This is a genomic window from Enterobacter cloacae complex sp. IR5458 (assembly GCF_049238025.1).
In the GTDB taxonomy this organism is placed as follows: Bacteria; Pseudomonadota; Gammaproteobacteria; order Enterobacterales; family Enterobacteriaceae; genus Enterobacter; species Enterobacter kobei.
In genome coordinates, this window is the sequence record NZ_JBMKIF010000012.1 from 22,025 (window position 1) to 38,387 (window position 16,363).

General features: G+C 50.8%; 11 protein-coding genes. 2 read left to right on the forward strand and 9 right to left on the reverse strand.

Annotation, left to right across the window (positions count from 1 at the left end):
• Window positions 1–9: 9 nt before the first annotated feature.
• From tagF to ACOTYN_RS11870, 6 genes are read right to left on the reverse strand one after another with little or no spacing between them, the layout of a single operon-like run.
• Window positions 10–726, reverse strand: a complete 717-nt coding sequence (gene tagF / locus ACOTYN_RS11845; protein WP_014884235.1) for a type VI secretion system-associated protein TagF — start codon at window positions 724–726, stop codon at window positions 10–12.
• A 16-nt stretch (window positions 727–742) separates the two neighbouring features.
• Entirely contained in the window at window positions 743–4,363 is a 3,621-nt protein-coding gene (gene tssM / locus ACOTYN_RS11850) for a type VI secretion system membrane subunit TssM (RefSeq protein ID WP_071922129.1), read from the reverse strand.
• Window positions 4,364–4,365: 2 nt separating this feature from the next.
• Window positions 4,366–5,604, reverse strand: coding sequence for a DotU family type VI secretion system protein (locus ACOTYN_RS11855; protein ID WP_058690962.1), 1,239 nt, complete (start codon window positions 5,602–5,604; stop codon window positions 4,366–4,368).
• 17 nt (window positions 5,605–5,621) lie between these two features.
• A complete protein-coding gene (tssK, locus tag ACOTYN_RS11860) occupies window positions 5,622–6,965 on the reverse strand; it encodes a type VI secretion system baseplate subunit TssK (protein WP_014884238.1) in 1,344 nt (447 codons plus the stop codon).
• Between the two features lie 28 nt (window positions 6,966–6,993).
• Window positions 6,994–7,497, reverse strand: coding sequence for a type VI secretion system lipoprotein TssJ (tssJ, locus tag ACOTYN_RS11865; RefSeq protein WP_014884239.1), 504 nt, complete (start codon window positions 7,495–7,497; stop codon window positions 6,994–6,996).
• A gap of 23 nt (window positions 7,498–7,520) precedes the next feature.
• On the reverse strand, window positions 7,521–8,015 hold the full coding sequence (locus ACOTYN_RS11870) for a hypothetical protein (RefSeq protein WP_014884240.1): 495 nt from the start codon (window positions 8,013–8,015) through the stop codon (window positions 7,521–7,523).
• A gap of 1,001 nt (window positions 8,016–9,016) precedes the next feature.
• On the opposite strand from ACOTYN_RS11870, the gene ACOTYN_RS11875 reads away from it, so the two are divergent.
• Together ACOTYN_RS11875 and ACOTYN_RS11880 are read left to right on the forward strand one after the other, a co-directional pair.
• Window positions 9,017–11,305 (forward strand): FdhF/YdeP family oxidoreductase, encoded by a 2,289-nt coding sequence (locus ACOTYN_RS11875; protein WP_071922128.1) that lies wholly within the window; start codon window positions 9,017–9,019, stop codon window positions 11,303–11,305.
• Between the two features lie 22 nt (window positions 11,306–11,327).
• A complete protein-coding gene (locus ACOTYN_RS11880; protein ID WP_332956967.1) occupies window positions 11,328–12,245 on the forward strand; it encodes a LysR family transcriptional regulator in 918 nt (305 codons plus the stop codon).
• 475 nt (window positions 12,246–12,720) lie between these two features.
• On the opposite strand, the gene ACOTYN_RS11885 is transcribed toward ACOTYN_RS11880, so the two are convergent.
• From ACOTYN_RS11885 to ACOTYN_RS11895, 3 genes are read right to left on the reverse strand one after another with little or no spacing between them, the layout of a single operon-like run.
• Entirely contained in the window at window positions 12,721–13,455 is a 735-nt protein-coding gene (locus ACOTYN_RS11885; RefSeq protein ID WP_071922126.1) for a retron system putative HNH endonuclease, read from the reverse strand.
• On the reverse strand, window positions 13,452–15,110 hold the full coding sequence (ptuA, locus tag ACOTYN_RS11890; RefSeq protein WP_071922125.1) for a retron Ec78 anti-phage system effector ATPase PtuA: 1,659 nt from the start codon (window positions 15,108–15,110) through the stop codon (window positions 13,452–13,454). Before ptuA ends, ACOTYN_RS11885 begins: the two co-directional genes overlap by 4 nt.
• On the reverse strand, window positions 15,107–16,030 hold the full coding sequence (locus ACOTYN_RS11895; RefSeq protein ID WP_071922124.1) for a retron St85 family RNA-directed DNA polymerase: 924 nt from the start codon (window positions 16,028–16,030) through the stop codon (window positions 15,107–15,109). The genes ptuA and ACOTYN_RS11895 overlap by 4 nt, the downstream gene beginning before the upstream one ends.
• Window positions 16,031–16,363 lie beyond the last annotated feature (333 nt).

Genomic DNA, 16,363 nt, shown 5'->3' on the forward strand with positions numbered 1-16,363 from the left:
GATCCCTGCTTATTCAAACATGGGCGGATAAAGACCGTGACGTCCCGGGCGGGCGCCCCCTGCCGGGTCGAACAGCAGGGTGAAAAGCTGCCCGGTAAAGTTGCCGCTGTGGACATGGGTGTACAGCGGGTAACCGTCGCAGCGGTTGGTCCACCAGTAGCTGGTCTGACGCAGCGGGTCAAAACACTCTGCCGCCTGCGGCCAGCCCAGCGTGCTCTGACCGTCCTCGTCATAGCCAATCACGTCAAGGATGTCGGAACGCTTTTGCGGCTCGACGGGCTGCGGAGCCGGAATGGACATCAGCATCTCATCCAGCTGCGAGGCGGAAAAACTGTTGCGCACCGCGTGCAGTCCCAGACGACCTATCTGCTGATACCAGCTTTCCGCCTGGCTGAGCAGGCTGGTCGACCACTCTGACGGGGCGAAGCTCAGCTGGATGCACACCGGGTATTGTCGGCCAACGCTGTCCCGACCGGGCAGCAGGCAGCCCATCTGGATCATCTGGCTGCCCAGCATTGGGGGGACAACAAAATTCCACACCGGCGCTTTGGTGAACGGGCGTTCTCCGCTACGCTGCTCTTCCTGCTGCCAGGCAAGCAGGCCAACCTGGAACCAGTGCGACCACTGGCGCTGTAAGGTGTCAGGAAAGCGGCGCTGCAGGAAATCTCCGGCGCTGGGTAATTTGCCATACCAGCTGTAACGGTTCATCGCAGGGGTATTCGTCATACGGCTGTCCTTGCGGTTATGGGCATGAGAAACGGGGTAGCTGGAACGGATTGCGAATGCTGTTTGGCGCAAACTCCAGCGTGACCTGATGTCCGTCGACGTTGAAGGTGGCCTGACGGCTCAGGCTACCGGCGCCCGGGCTGGTGCTCGCTTTGTCGAAAAAGCGGTTGAGTGCCCAGGCGCCGTTGGTCACCAGCGTCGCCGTGCTGCCGTTAGCCAGCCCCAGCTGCATGCGGACCTGGTTGGTGCCGCCCGGCCCCGGCCAGTTCATGATTTGAACGGCTTGCGGACCGTGGCTGTAGCGCAGCAGCTGGCCGTCAACGTCCAGCGTCAGGTTCAGGATGGTGTTATCCATTCGCACGGTGCGTACCGTGACCTTGAAAGACGGCGTGGTGGCACCATTCGCAAAGAAAGCGTCGCGAATCGACTGGGCCTGCTGGAACGGTCTCAGCAGCCCTTCACTTCCCGGCAGCGTTTTACCGTCGATGCCCGGCATAAAGCGCCAGTTTGCCTGGGTGGTATCGACTTTATTGGTCAGGTTGTCGCGAAAGAAGGTGTCCATTAGCCCGGTACCAGGCGCAAACATGCGGGCGAGGTCGTCTGGGGTGACTTCCGTGCTGGCGCTACGCACCAGCGGATAACGCCCGGCAATGGCCTGGCGGCAGAACCCGCCCACTTCGACGTTAATCCGCTTACGCACGTTCTCCAGATCGCGGCGCTGGGTATCGCTGCTGGCACCCACCGCCATATTGCTGAACATGGTCTGCAGCCCCCCCGGCAGACGACCGGCGCTGGCCTGCAGACGGCTGATCGCCTCGCCGCCCGGCGCTGGCATGCCGCTGTTGGCGGCATCCTGTACGGCGGTCAGGTAACGATAAAGCTCATCCACCTGCTTAAGAAAATCATCAAAGACGATGGTCTTGCCCCCCTTCTCCAGCGGCTGAGCCAGCTCAATCATCGGGGCGTAGTGGTCCGTCACCAGCTGTTCCGGGGCCTGGGTAACGGCAGCGGCCTGCGTCGGGGCAGTCTCATTATTGCTGAACAGCGCTTCCAGCGTGCGGGTGGCACGGTTGCTCTGCGCCTGCGCTTTACCGGCGTCTTCCGGGGCTGGCGTATCGCGCGACAGCGTCAGCACCTGGCTCAGGTTCTGCACCAGACGGCGCAGGGGTGAGTTTGCGCCTGAGAGCAAACGCGCTGTGTTGATGCGCTGGGAAAGATCGGCGCTGTTGTTAAGCTGAATGTCGGCGAGAAAGCGATCCCAGGTAGCGATAAAGTCGCGCATGTAGAGTTGACGCACGGCGTTGTCGATCTGCTGTTTATCCTCCTGCGCCGTCGCGGCGCCCAACACCCAGGCGTCGTCTTCATGCAGTGCGGTGGTCACGCTGTCGATCTGGCTGTTAAAGCTTTTCCAGTAACCGTCTGGCGTATAAAGACCCGGCACGCCGTCGCTTACCGACTTGCCGCTTTTGCGTGAAAACACCAGCTCGCTCTGCGGTCCGCCCAGGTCGGAAAGGGAGACCGGCTTAAGGTTTTCATCATGCTCCAGCAGACGCTTAAGACGACCATACACGCGAGTGGATAACGGCTGCTGATTGATCAGCGCGCGTTCACGCGCCACCAGGGACGCGTCCTGCGCGTACGGCGAAGCCTGAATTTTCGGCTCCAGCAGCTGCGTCAGGTGCCATTCAAGCTGTTGCAGCTGCGCTTTCGTCACGTTCTGCGGCAGGTTACGCTGCAGATTGAGCATCACCCATGAATGCAGGAATTTGCCGTCGTAGTGCTTCGGCTGGTAAAGCATCTGATAGGCTTTCAGCGCTTCATAGCTGTACTCCACGTCGCTGCCATTATCGTTGCGAAGCCAGGTGGTGATGTGCATGGCGACCGCTGGCAACAGCAGCTGATCCAGCGCTTTCTGGTACAGAGACTGAGAGGCATCGCTGACGTCATCTCCGCGGTAGAGCCCCATGCGACGGGAAACCGGCGGATCGTTTACATCAAACGCATCGCTTTTTGGCAGATCAACCAGACCATTCATCAGCGGCAGCAGATCGAACAGATCGCGCTGCGGCTGGTTCTGTAAGGCTTTGCTCTGCTGATCCAGCAGCGGCACCTTCGCATCCACCTCTTCCAGATAGGCCTTATTTTTGGCATAGCTGGTCAGCCACAGTCCGCCGAGTATCACCAGCAGGGCCAGCAGCGCCGCATAGCCGGACCATATCACCGCCCGGTTACGCAGTTCCCACCAGCGGTTTTCTCCGGCAATGCCGGCTTCCTGGAAAATGACGTTTTGCAGCAGGTTCTTGATGAAGAAGCTTTGGCCTTTCGCCCCAGGGATCGGCGCGTCTTTACTTACCGAATCCCAGTTATCACTTTCTCCCCCTTCCGGCAGAGAGAGCGCACGGTTCAATTCGCCCATTACGCGGTCAAACGGCATCCCTTCCTGGGTGCCGCTGGCAAAGTAGATCCCACGCGGAGAGAACTCGGTTTCAAAATTGGAGCGGGCGAAGACCGTGCTCAGGTAATCCGCCAGCAGGGGACGCAATGCGGCGAACTCCTGCGGGAAGAGATACGCTTCGGCACGGGTTTTCGCGTCATGCTCTTTCAGCATGGTTTCCGGCAGCCCGGCATCGAGGCGCTGCTGCAAGAGCGAGAACTCTTGCTGGAAGTTGCCCATCAGGTCGTAATCGGCGTGTTTAGTCTGCTCCCACGGCAGCGTAAAGCCCCAAATCTGGTCCCGCTGCGCTTTGTCGTAGTCGGCAAACCACGCACGGAAGCCTTTGAGCAGGTCAGCTTTGGTGACCATCACGTAAACCGGGAAGCGGATACCCAGCTGCTCGTGCAGCTCAGAAAGACGCTGGCGCAGATTCACCGCCTGCTGGCGTGACGCCTCCGCAGACTGGGTGAGCAGATCAGAGATGCTGATGGTGACAATGACGCCGTTGATCGGCTGACGACGACGGTACTTACGCAGTAACCCCATGAACTGCAGCCATTCACCGGCGTCCTGCACCTGCTCGCTTTCTTGCGTGGTATATCGGCCCGCCGTGTCGAGCAGCACAGCCTCGTTGGTGAACCACCAGTCGCAGTTGCGCGTACCGCCGATACCGCGCAGCGCGGTCTTACCGAAACGGTCAGCCAGCGGGAATTGCAGTCCGGAGTTAACCAGCGCCGTGGTTTTACCGGAGCCCGGTGCGCCAATAATGACGTACCACGGCAGTTGATACAGGTATTGCGTGCTGAAGCGTTGCGTCCACTGGGCGCCCTGTCCTGCTTTGCTGAAGTGCGCTTTTTTGAGCATCTGCGCGGCTTCATCGAAACGGCTGGCAAGGATTTGCTCCTCGCTGTTCAGGCGTTTCTGCGGATCCGCCGCTTCCGGGCTGGTGGTGTTCTCGTTGAGCTTATCCATCAGCTTGCGGTTCAGCCAGGCGTTATAGAGACGCGGCAGAATGTGTCCCTGCGCCCAGAGCAGATAGACCACAGCAATACTGATAATGCGGTTCTGTTCAGATTCCAGGGGTCGGGTATCCACAATGGACAACAGCGGACCAATCATCCAGATCACCGCCGCAAGCGCGGTTACGCCCAGGAAGCTCCACAGAATGCGGTTGGTCAGAATGGAAAGAAGTGTAGTCAGCATCCTTAGTTTCCTTGCGGCAATCCGTTCAGCTCAGCCTGAGTATTTTCAGGCGACACCAGCAGAGTAATTTCCACACGGCGGTTACGGGCGCGGTTTTCCGGCGTCGTGTTCGGTGCTACCGGGTTAATCTCACCCCGCCCTTCCGCTTTCACGCGGTCTGGCTGAGAGAGGCTTCCTTGCAGCATTTTCTGTACCGAGCGGGCGCGTTCCAGAGAAAGCTCATAGTTGGAAGCGAAGCGCGCGCTGCGGATTGGAACGTTGTCGCTGTATCCCACCACCAGAATTTTGCCGCTGACGTTGTTCATCGCCTGCGCTATGCGGTTAATAACCGGTTCATAACGGTCACGCACCACCGTCGAGGCGGAGGCAAACAGCCCGTCTCCTTTCAGGATAACGACGCTGCGATCCGCTTCATCTTTTACCGCGACCAGACCTGCCTCGATTTCAGGCTTCAGGAAGCCGCGCAGGTTTAGCACTGCGGGCAACTGACGGGCCGGTTGCTGGATGGTGGTTTCCGGCAGTTGGGATTGATAAATCTTCGCCAGGACCGGACTGGTGTTATCGCCAAGACGCCAGTTAAGGACGATATAAAACAGGCAGGCGATAAACCCGGCCAGCGCCACGCAGGCCCACAGGGGAACCATCGGCCGCCACAGCTTACGCAGCACCGGGCGATCTTCCGGGTGGGGAGAGAGCGGTGGCGGATAGCTGCCCCGCACGCCGCGGATCATCTGCCACAGCCGCTGCTTGATGGTCTCAAGCTGGGTGCGACCATTGTCCAGCACACGGTAACGCCCTTCGAAACCGAGCAGCAGGCAGTAGTTGATCATCTCCAGCAGCAGGATATGTTCGCGCGGGTTCTGCGACAGACGCGCCAGCAGCTGGAAAAACTTCTCGCCGCCCCAGGTTTCGTTATGAAACGTCACCAGCAGGCCATTGCTTGACCAGACGCCGCTGCTGCCCCAGGGGGTAAGCGCAGCGGCCTCATCCAGCGCCGTGCAAAGGCAGTAACGCGCCCCGACGATCACTTCGTAGGGTAGCCCCGCCTGCTGACAGCGGACTTCAAAACGGCGAATCTCATCGATCAGGCGCTGGCGTAACGCCACCTGATCGTCATGTGAAACCGAATGACGGATCTGCGGAATCGCATTGAGCAGCGGATTAGCGGCCGCCACCAGCTGATTGTTGCTACTGGCTCCGTTAAACGCGGCATCACTGCCGGTATCCTGTCGTTCCTGCATATTAAGCGCTCGCTTTATTATTCTGTCGGGCTACGGATGGCCCAAAACTCCATATCCAGCCCCGGGAACTCCCCTGCCAGGTGCAGGGCGAAGGCGCCGGACTTATCCATCTCGTGCCACAGCTCGCTGCCCTTCTCCAGCTCGAAATAGCTGTAGCCTGCATGCCACGGGATCTGCGGCGGCGCGACCGGCATGGCGCGCAGCATAATGCCCGGCAGTTGAAGCTGGACCAGATCGCGGATTTTCGACACCGGCGCGATTTTCATCTGCGCAGGGAAATGGGTTTGCAGGTGTTCGCCGGGCACATTCGCTTTGACGGCCAGCACGAAGCCAAACTCGCGTACCATGCTGGTTTCAGGAACGGTGGCAATGTTAAGACCATGCGAGCGCTCGTTAAGCGGCAGCTGAATAGCGTGGTCTTCCATCACCAGCGACAGCCCCTGACGCAGCATCAGCATCAGCTTACTGAAGCAGTTCGCCAGATCGTCGTGATCGTAGACCGGCAGCACGCTCTCCGTGGTCCGTTGTGGGGTCCAGGTGGCAAGCTCGGACGCAAACGGCAGCCAGCTGCGCCAGAGGGTTTCCGGGTGCAGCAGCGGCAGCGTTTTTAAATGCGAAACCTCGCCAAGATGACGGTTCACCAGCGACAGTAACGTAAATTCAATCAGTTCCGAGGTGTTAAAACGGCCAGGCTGGCGCAGACGGCCGCCGATCTGCTGGCTGCGCTGCACCAGTAAGCCGTGCAGATCGTTAATCATGCTGTAGATCTGCGGACTGTTATTGGCGTTCAGCATCGGCGGGATGTAGCTGTTATCGAGCCGGACGTGGTTGTCGTGGCGTTTTTCAGTGACAAACGCCACGCCGATGGCGGTCCATTCTGCCGTGAGATCCTTTTCCAGCATCAGCGTCAGGCGCAGGCGGCCAAACTGTACGGTGGCATCCCCCACCGACATGGCGTTGTCGTCTTCGACCTCTTGCTCGAACGCGATGAAGCGCGCCAGCGAGGCCGGCTCTTCGCTGAAGATCACCTCTTCCCGCTCGCCACGACGTACCGGCAGCGCGAGCACCACCTTTTCGTTGGTGAGATTGTCAGGGATTTTAAGCGGCACAGGACCATTGCGTCCGTTGCGCACCTGGAAGAAGGTCCCGTCTGGCAGAAGCCCACTGCAGTAGCTCAGGGCAATGCATCCCTGACGAAGCATCGCTTCGTCGAGTTCAACATCAAGAAAGCCCCAAAGATAGGAACGCTGCAACGCACCCCATTCACGAACGTGGTTGAGCAGATAACTTTCAGTCCGCTGAAAATGGTGTGGACGCAGGAACATGCCTTCGGTCCAGACGACCTTTTCTGCTTTCGTCATGATGATGTGTTTCCTGTTGTGAAGCGCGTTACTGGCTGATGACCCGAATGCCATTTACGTCGAGAAAAACGTTGGCCTGGAGTTCATCCGCGGACCATTTCCAGAACTGGTAGATATGATTTTCGCCTGGCACAGGCAGAGGGAGAGACACGCGCCATTTTTTACCATCCAGCTTCTGATATTCCGCCATCACGCCGATGTAGCGAGCCTCGGGATCGCTCTGACCGCTGAGGGTTTTCGACAGCTGTCCCGGCATCAGGAAGAACACATCGCTGTTCAGCAGATTCGCGCCAAGGGTTGCTGACGCGTTGTTCTGCAGGGAATAGAAGTCGCTGGACATGAAATCCGCATCGGATTTCAACAACAGCACACGGACTTTAAGCGGCGCAGAATCATTGATTTGTGGATGAGCCTGAAACTGCAGATTGTAGCGGGAGGGGTCGCTGTGTGAAGACGACGTACAACCACTCACAAGGGCGAAAACCGCCGCGTAAAAGACCAACCACAGCTTATGAAAATTTTTATTATTCATAAAAATACGCCCACGAAAGCCGTTTAGTTCAGTATCCAGGTACCGTTAGCGCTGTCTTTGCAGGCTTTGCTGTTGCCATCGACATCAACGCAGGTCGCTTTTTTACGCGCCTTAGGACGAATGGCCTGTTTACGGACGGTCGCTTCATACTGGTCGGCTTTGATAACTGCACGCATCGGGACGTAACCAATCAGCTGGTCATTACCCTCATCGGCAAGCGCCATCCAGTAGTGTTCAACCTGACCCAGCACCACGTAGGTTTTTCCGGTTTCCAGCGTACGGATAACCTTTCCGCCAAAGTCAGGACGGCTCATCAGGGAAGCCGGATACATGGCACGATAAGGCTCGTTGAGCGGAGTGAATTCCGTCGGCGGCAACACGGCGTGACGGTGCGTTAAGGTGACACCGTTGACCTGACTGGTCACGATCGTGTCGTCGTTGATTGCAGGTTTCTGTGGCGCTTTACAGCCCGCCACCGCCATGACAAACAGAAGTGAAAACAGTACGCGCATTTTCATATGCTTTTCCGTAGCGATATTTCGATAATGGAGATAAGGGGATGAAATTTGACTTAGGTGCTATTGTTAAAATAGTCAGGATAATTTCGGGGTGTTACTATTTTGAGGGCATAGCTACCGCACGAACCTTTCAGAATAAGGCCCAGCGTCTTCCTGACATATTTTGACAAACGGTAAACAAGTTTACATGAGCTTCGCATCAATTCAATATTTACCGCTACGTAAGTGGCGGTTAATGAAGCAGTCGAAACATTATAGGATTTATCTGATAAAAAAACCCGACATGGCCTAACTTCACTTATTTTCACTCCGCACACAGATGTAAATCGTTGTTATAAAAAACAAAAAACACAAAAGAGAACAACTTTCATTAACGCAATAAGGCTATTATCGCCACTACCATAATTAGTAGAACTCTCGAATTGGTGATGTCAGAAGAATATGTCGACGATGAATTATTTGTTGCACTAACAGGGTATCTTTAATATAACCCGTACTGCCCACTCGCAGGACGCCTATTTCACTTATGACGCGGGCGTTAATTTTACGGCTCAAAATAACTTTATATTTCACGCTGTAATAATTACCGCATAAGACATAAAACCCATCCATCAATCATTAAGCCAGAATAAACTTTCAGGTCCCTATTTTAATCCTGAAGGTGCTATACCCCCTGCCAGCCGTGGCATTTCTGTTTCTGATCGACCTGAGCCTTCATTCGAAATTTTATCGGTGCTACATCCTTCCTCGCCCACCGCTATCTACCCCACCTACTGGATGATAGATATAATTTATTATTAAAATGATAAAAAAACGTTATAATTTCATTAAATATTTAAGCCGCCTGTCAAGTAAGCCGCTGTAATAAATAGCATTTAAGATAAGCAATTATGTTGCGTCGCGTGCACTTCCCCACCCAACCCTCATTGCTTGAACTTATTGCCCTTTGCAGTGGATTGACGGGCGCAGGCGCGGTATGACCGAACAAGTCAGGAGTAGGTATGAACAAGAAAAGACGCTCAGTTCCCGGTATCAGACACTATGATGGCCCTGCCGGCGGCTGGGGTGCGCTAAAAGCGACAGCCATTGCGGTACGAACCCAGATGGATACCTTTGATGCCCCCGCCACGCTGCTGCGCACCAACCAGCCTGATGGTTTTGACTGCCCGGGCTGCGCGTGGCCCGATAAAGAACACAAATCGACCTTCCAGTTTTGTGAGAACGGCGCCAAAGCGGTAACCTGGGAAGCCACCAGCAAACGCGTTACCCCCGCGTTCCTGGCGGAAAACACCGTCTCTTCTCTGCTGGCTAAATCTGACTTTGAGCTGGAAGGGTATGGTCGTCTGACGCATCCTCTGCGCTATGACCGGGCAAGCGACACGTTCAAGCCGGTTGAGTGGGACGAGGCGTTTCAACGTATCGGCGAGGTGTTGCGCGAGCTTGAACCGGACCAGGTCGAGTTCTATACCTCCGGGCGAGCCTCTAATGAAGCGGCGTATCTTTTCCAGCTGTTTGCACGCGAATACGGCACCAATAACTTCCCCGACTGCTCGAATATGTGTCACGAGGCCACCAGCGTCGGTCTACCCCGCTCCATCGGGATCGGGAAAGGCACCGTCTCACTGGACGACTTCGATAACACCGAGCTGGTGATCTCCATCGGCCATAACCCCGGCACGAACCATCCGCGGATGATGGGTACGCTTCATGAGCTGGCGCGACGCAACGTGCCGATTATCGTCTTTAACCCGTTACGCGAGCGCGCCCTGGAACGTTTTGCTGACCCGCAAAGCATCATTGAAATGGCAACCTATAGCTCAACGGACATCGCCTCGACCTACTTCCAGGTGAAGGCCGGAGGCGATGCCGCCGCGCTGAAAGGTATGGCCAAACACCTGCTGGAAATGGAGGCCGAACGCGGTAACGTGCTCGACCACACGTTTATCGCAGAACACACCCAGGGCTTTGATGACTTTGCCGCCGACATCGCGCAGACGCGCTGGGATGACATTGAGCGCGAGTCCGGGCTCAGCCAGGCTGCGCTCAAAAAGGTGGCCGAGGCCTATGCGAAATCCAACGCCACCATCATTACCTACGGGATGGGGATTACCCAGCACAATAAAGGCACGGCAAATGTCCGGCTGATCGCTGATGTGCTGCTTCTGCGCGGAAATATCGGCAAGCCCGGTGCGGGAATATGCCCTCTTCGCGGCCACTCTAACGTTCAGGGGAACCGTACCGTCGGGATTAGCGAGAAGCCCACCCCGGCCTTCCTGAACCGTCTGAAAGAGGTGTTTGGCTTTGAGCCGCCTTCTCACCATGGGCATGATGCGGTGCAGGCGACCCAGGCCATGATCGACGGTCGGGCGAAAGCGCTTATCTGCCTCGGCGGTAACTTTGCCGTCGCGATGCCCGATCACGAGAACGGCTTCCCGGCAATGGGTAACCTTGATTTGAGTGTTCACGTTGGCACTAAGCTAAACCGTACCCATCTTCTGGTGGGTAAAGAGACGTTTATTTTCCCGTGCCTTGGCCGTACCGAGCTGGATGTTCAGGCCACCGGTCGTCAGTCCATCACCGTCGAAGACTCCATGTCGATGGTGCACGCCTCCTCCGGCAAGCTGAAACCCGCCTCACCGTTACTCCGTTCAGAACCCGCCATCGTCGCCGGCATGGCGAAAGCCACCCTGCAGGAGACTCGCGTGGACTGGATGACGCTGGTTGAAGATTACGACCGTATCCGCGATCTGATCGAGCAGACCATCCCGGGCTTTGAGGACTACAATGCGCGGATCCGTATTCCGGGCGGCTTCCGTATGCCGCTTCCCCCAACGAAACGCGTCTGGCCAACGGCGACGGGAAAAGCGATGTTCTCCGTATTCGACGGCGTACACGAGAACGCCAGCGGCGAAGGCGAGCATGTTCTGCGTCTGATTACGCTGCGCAGCCACGATCAGTACAACACCACCATTTATGCTCTGGACGACCGCTATCGTGGCGTGTTTGGCCGCCGCGACGTGCTGTTTATGAACGAAGAGGATATGGCCCTGTCAGGGCTGGAACACGGCGACCGCGTGGATATCGAAACCGCCCTGCCCGGCAGCGTTCAGCGCCTGGAAGACATTACCGTAGTGGCATACAACATCGCGCGGGGTTCAGTCGGGGCTTATTACCCGGAGGCCAACGTGCTGGTGCCGCTCGATTATCTGGATAAGGACAGCGGTACACCGTCTTACAAATCCGTTCCGGTTCGCATCATCCTGCGCTCGAAAGAGATCCGCATGCTGTAAGGCTGTTCGCGAAGAGTCATCCATGGATATTAAACAGTTAAAATACTTAATTGCGCTCGACGAGACCCGCCATTTTGGTAAAGCGGCCTCGCAGTGCAACATCACCCAGCCGACCCTCTCCATGCGCATCCGCAACCTGGAAGAGGAGCTCGGTCTGGTGCTGATTGCGCGCGGGCAGCGCTTTGAGGGTTTTACGCCAGAGGGCGAACGGATCCTGGCGTGGGCGCGTGCTCTGCTTGCCGCTCACGACGGACTACAGGCGGAAGCCGCGCTGTGCAAAGGCCAGGTGGTGGGTGAATTACGCCTGGGGATGGTTCCGCTGGCGAGCGTCGATCCGATGATCTTTATCCGCCAGTTGACGCAAAAATACCCGGAGCTGACCTACAGCCTCTATTCCATGTCCTCTGCACACATTGCCGATGGCGTCAGCCGTAACCAGCTGGAGCTGGGTATTTGGTATCTCAACAGCATCGATACCAGTCTGTTTGACATTATTCAGTTGCCTGAGACGAAGATGGGCCTGCTGCATGATATTCGTCATTTCCAGCTGGACCCTACGCCGCTGACCTGGCAGGACCTGACGGATTTTCCGCTGGGGTTCCTGACAAAAGGGATGCATTACCGGGCGCATATGGAGGCCAGCTTTGCCGCCGCCGGAATCGAACCCAGATCCGTTTTCGAGAGCGACTCTACGTTCCAGATTATTCAGGCGGTTCAGAGCGGCGTTTGCTGCGCCGTGATGCCGCTGAACAACGGGCTTGAGGCGCTAAACAACCATTTCAGGATTGTCCCCATCGCCGACGCGAACATTGAGGCGCCCATCGGCCTGATAATGCGCAGGCAAAAACCCCTCTCCTCCCTGGCGCTGCGCTGTTTTACCGACGCGCAGGAGATAATTCATTCGGAAAATAATGATGATAAAAATTCCGAATACATTTAATTTCTACAACAATATTATAAATGCCCCCCAACTCGAGGTAGAGTTACTTAAATTACATTATACATAATCTCAACTAATACTGACCATATAGAGAAACTCTTCTCAATAAAGCTAATAAAGCGCTTTCCAATGCCGATCAGAAAATTAGTGCGGTAGCTATTTCCATTCCATTTTAGAGGCATACTTGAGATTATTAATTATATATGAGCTATAATAACCAACAAATCTTTCCCACTTATAATATACGTAAAAAATAATTTAAAATATCAATTTTACCATACTGAATTGTTAATGATGAAATTGTTCACCCAAGATCACACTCTATGCCTTTGAATTAAACCCCTCGCCTATAAAAATTAAGCAGCTTATTCATTTAAACTAGCATTCACATTAATTTAATAAGCTAGCACAATGGTTACCAATAAATAAGACAGCCTCTTTTAACCCTCTCCATTTAAAAGTTGACGGGAATTTTTCAAAGATTATTTTTTTTACATACATCTTCTCCAAGCTTTCCAAAGAATTGTTTTTGCGCTGAATGAAAAGGTCTAAGCGAACCATTTACAGGAGACAATTCAAGATCAGCAATTTCTCTCAAAACATCATAATCATTCTCTTCGATTAATTTTGTTAAAATACCGAGCCATACTTTACGCCAATTAACAAGCACAGGGGCATTAAGGTTTAAAAGATATATTGTAAATCGAGCCTTTGCTTTTTCTCGGCGACTAGGTAAGCTATCTTTAGGTACAATACGGCCCGATGCTTCATAATGAAAATAATCTTGAGCATTTACAAACAACGGTGATATAAAAGCCTGAACACTATAACGATTAATCTTGAAGTGACCACCAAAAACATCTTTCTTATCTAAGGCACGTAGATAACCACTATTTATTGCTGATAAAGCAAGATTTGTATGCTCGAAAGTCTTGAGCGGAACTTTAGATTTCGGTTCTATATGTTCAATATGATAACCATAATCAATATTAATGCCTAAGCCATCAGAATCAATAATATCAAATTGATCTTGCAAACATATCTCACTATAACAACACAAACCATATTGTTCTTTTAAGCATATTTTAGCTGTTGCATTCTTATGACCAAAGCGACTCCATGCACTTCTAGCTTCAATGCAAGTTTTAGGTTTATTTTTATTTCTCTGTGAAAGATAATAATCTCCATTAGTTTTTGTTATATGCCTCATTCGAGTTTCTCTCTTCTTCTTCTAACGATAGAAAGGCTAATTAACTCCTCATGGTCACTACCTAATGCTAATGTCAGATCATGAAGAAGATTTGTTGCTTCCTCAGATCTAAAGTCACCTTGTTCAACAATCTTTCGATATCTTTCAAGCTTCTTTCTTTCTGGAAAATTCGGTATAGGCTCAACATGCATGACAGTGCTTAAAACTTCAGATGAAGAACGAGCATAACTTTCAGCCATAGGAATTGCTATAATTTCTTCACCGTGAATATTTTCGCTTAATTTTCTTATATTTTTCTTAGATACAGTTGAAAGTACTTGTGGGCTATGCGTTGTAACTACAAATTGTACATTTGGAAAAGTAGACGTAAGATTACGAATTATATTTTGTTGCCATTCAGGATGAAGATGTAATTCAATCTCATCAATTAATACAATACCTTGACCATTCAAAGGGTTGTTTAACGTTGGATTGAGTGATATGAGCCGTCTAGCAAGATCAGCTATCAACGCAAGATAAACAAGCTGCCCTTTGGAGGCTTGAAATATATTTATTGTTTCGTTGTCATTAATAATTTTAACTTCAAGGCGCCCCGACGATCTATCAATAAAAATATCCGACACACTTGGAACAGATTTAATAATTGCATCTTTAAAAAATCTTATAACTTTTTTTGAGTAACTATGTGTAGAACCTGAAATATTCTCATCAAGATATTTCAACCTTGCAATTCTTTTTGTTAACTCTTCTGAAAGGGCAGTAGGTAAATTAGTAATTGAACTTAAAGCCTTTATTTCCGTCTCAATGATACGCTTTTCGTTCAACAAATGATTATTGTTGATTAGATTATCGTTATAAATAAACCATTTAAGCGAGTCTTCAATATTTGATGATCCATCAATCGCCGATTTATCTAACGAATCAAAACGAGACTCTATACTTACAGCATCAAACCTTTCAACATCAAAAGTTTGGTTTGATTTTATAAATGACCTTTCAACAGGATAGTATGCAAATAAAGGTATATTAATAGGGGAGTTAACTGCTTGCAAAAGCCTAAAATTAATTACCCTAAATAAAGCTGATAATTGAGTATAGCTTTCTAAATCACTTACTTTCGAATTTTCTATCCCTTTGGCAGCCCTAGCTAATGAACCTGAATATTTTGTATGCCGGCCAAGAGATATGGAAGTTATTGCCTCTGCATTATCGTTACACCCAACTTTAACATCAAAGTCATCTAAAGCTCTTCCGTTACGGTTTTTCGAAATTATCCTGGCGTTAATATATGAGAAGGTACGACCAATGGCATCCAACAATGTTGTTTTACCGGCCCCATTATCTCCAATAAAAACAGTGACTTTGTTATCGAAATTAATATCAACTTTGCTGAACTTTCTGAAATTAACCAATAGAAGAGAATCAAGTTTAATTTTATTCCTTGGAACTTCAATTTCAGAATTTAAATCGAAACCTAAAGCATCCACACACTTTTTAAAATATTCATCTGATAGCTTCAAATCTATAGGAATATCAGTGCCAGCTTCATACCCCCCCATTAATTCAAACAATGAAGAAATATTTCCCTTAAGAGCATTGCGTTTTAGTGCCCTTATCTTATTTTCTTGATTTTTTTTGAGGTTCGCGTCGTTCATCCCTTCTCCTCTTTTAATTTCTCTAATAAATCTTGAGTGTACTTTTTGCTTAGCGCGGTAGCAAAGTTCGGTTCGATGTAAAATGCAAAAGCCAGCAAGCCTCGTAAATGATTAATATCATTATAATTTAAACTATTTAACTTATATTTATGAAGCAAATGTTTTATATATCGTTTGCGTTCTCTTCCAATAGAAGCATTTCCTTCGTTAGTAATAGTAATACCAGTAACATGTCTATTGTGTGCTTTAGATGAAAATACAGTTTTATTATTATTTAAAGTGAGAGCACCTTCAAAAAACTCATTAAGATACTTTGAGACAATGTTTGGCAAAATAAACAAAATATCATTCTTTTTTGTAGAGAATGTTAAGTCATCAGCATAGCGTGTGAATACGATATTTTCTTTAAGACAATAGTTTTCTATTTTCTCATCAAAAAAATACAAACAAAAATTAGAAATTACTGGAGAACTTGGGGCACCGACACTTAGAGTTAACTTGGAATTATTGTTCCAAAAAATAATATTTTCTATCAAGCGTTGTTCTAAAGCATCAGGAAGCGGAAGCTGCTGGAATTCACGCCAGGTATTCCAAAAAATTTTTGGTGTCAGTGAATTAAAAAAATCTGAAAGATCCATTTTAAGGAGATATGGGTTATCTAAATGTTTCTCAGCATTATCTTTAATACTTATACCATTACGATAAGCCATGCATCTTGAATGAACCGGAAAATTATACAGAGTTAAAAAATTTTTCTGTAGCTTTTTAACAACCTTGGTAGGCTGGGCAATCACTCTGCGACCATGCGTACGTTTAGGTATCGTATAGACTCGATATTTATATGGAGCATTGAGAATCAAACGGAGTGTATCCTGCTCCGAAATGCTCAATAAATGTGCTAATCGTGCTACCAATTCCATTAATTATCCTCAAAGTCTCTAGTGAGGCCGAGCCTGTAAGAGTTCGACCTCACTAGGGCACTAAGAATCTTTACTAAGGTTTGCGATGTGTTCGCATCCCAAACGAGGCAACGAGTTTGGGATGCGAACACATCGCACGTGTAACTCGTTCAATAAATTAGAGTCTGGCTAAACACCCGACATTGTAACTCGTTTACGCTAAAGACTAGATTATTGTATGCCATCATCTTGGCCAAAACAATATAACTTTGATATTTGTAACAAAATATTTTACCAATCATTGAAAAATGAAATCAAATATTGCCTCTTTTTTTAGTGTTTTTACTTTGGCCC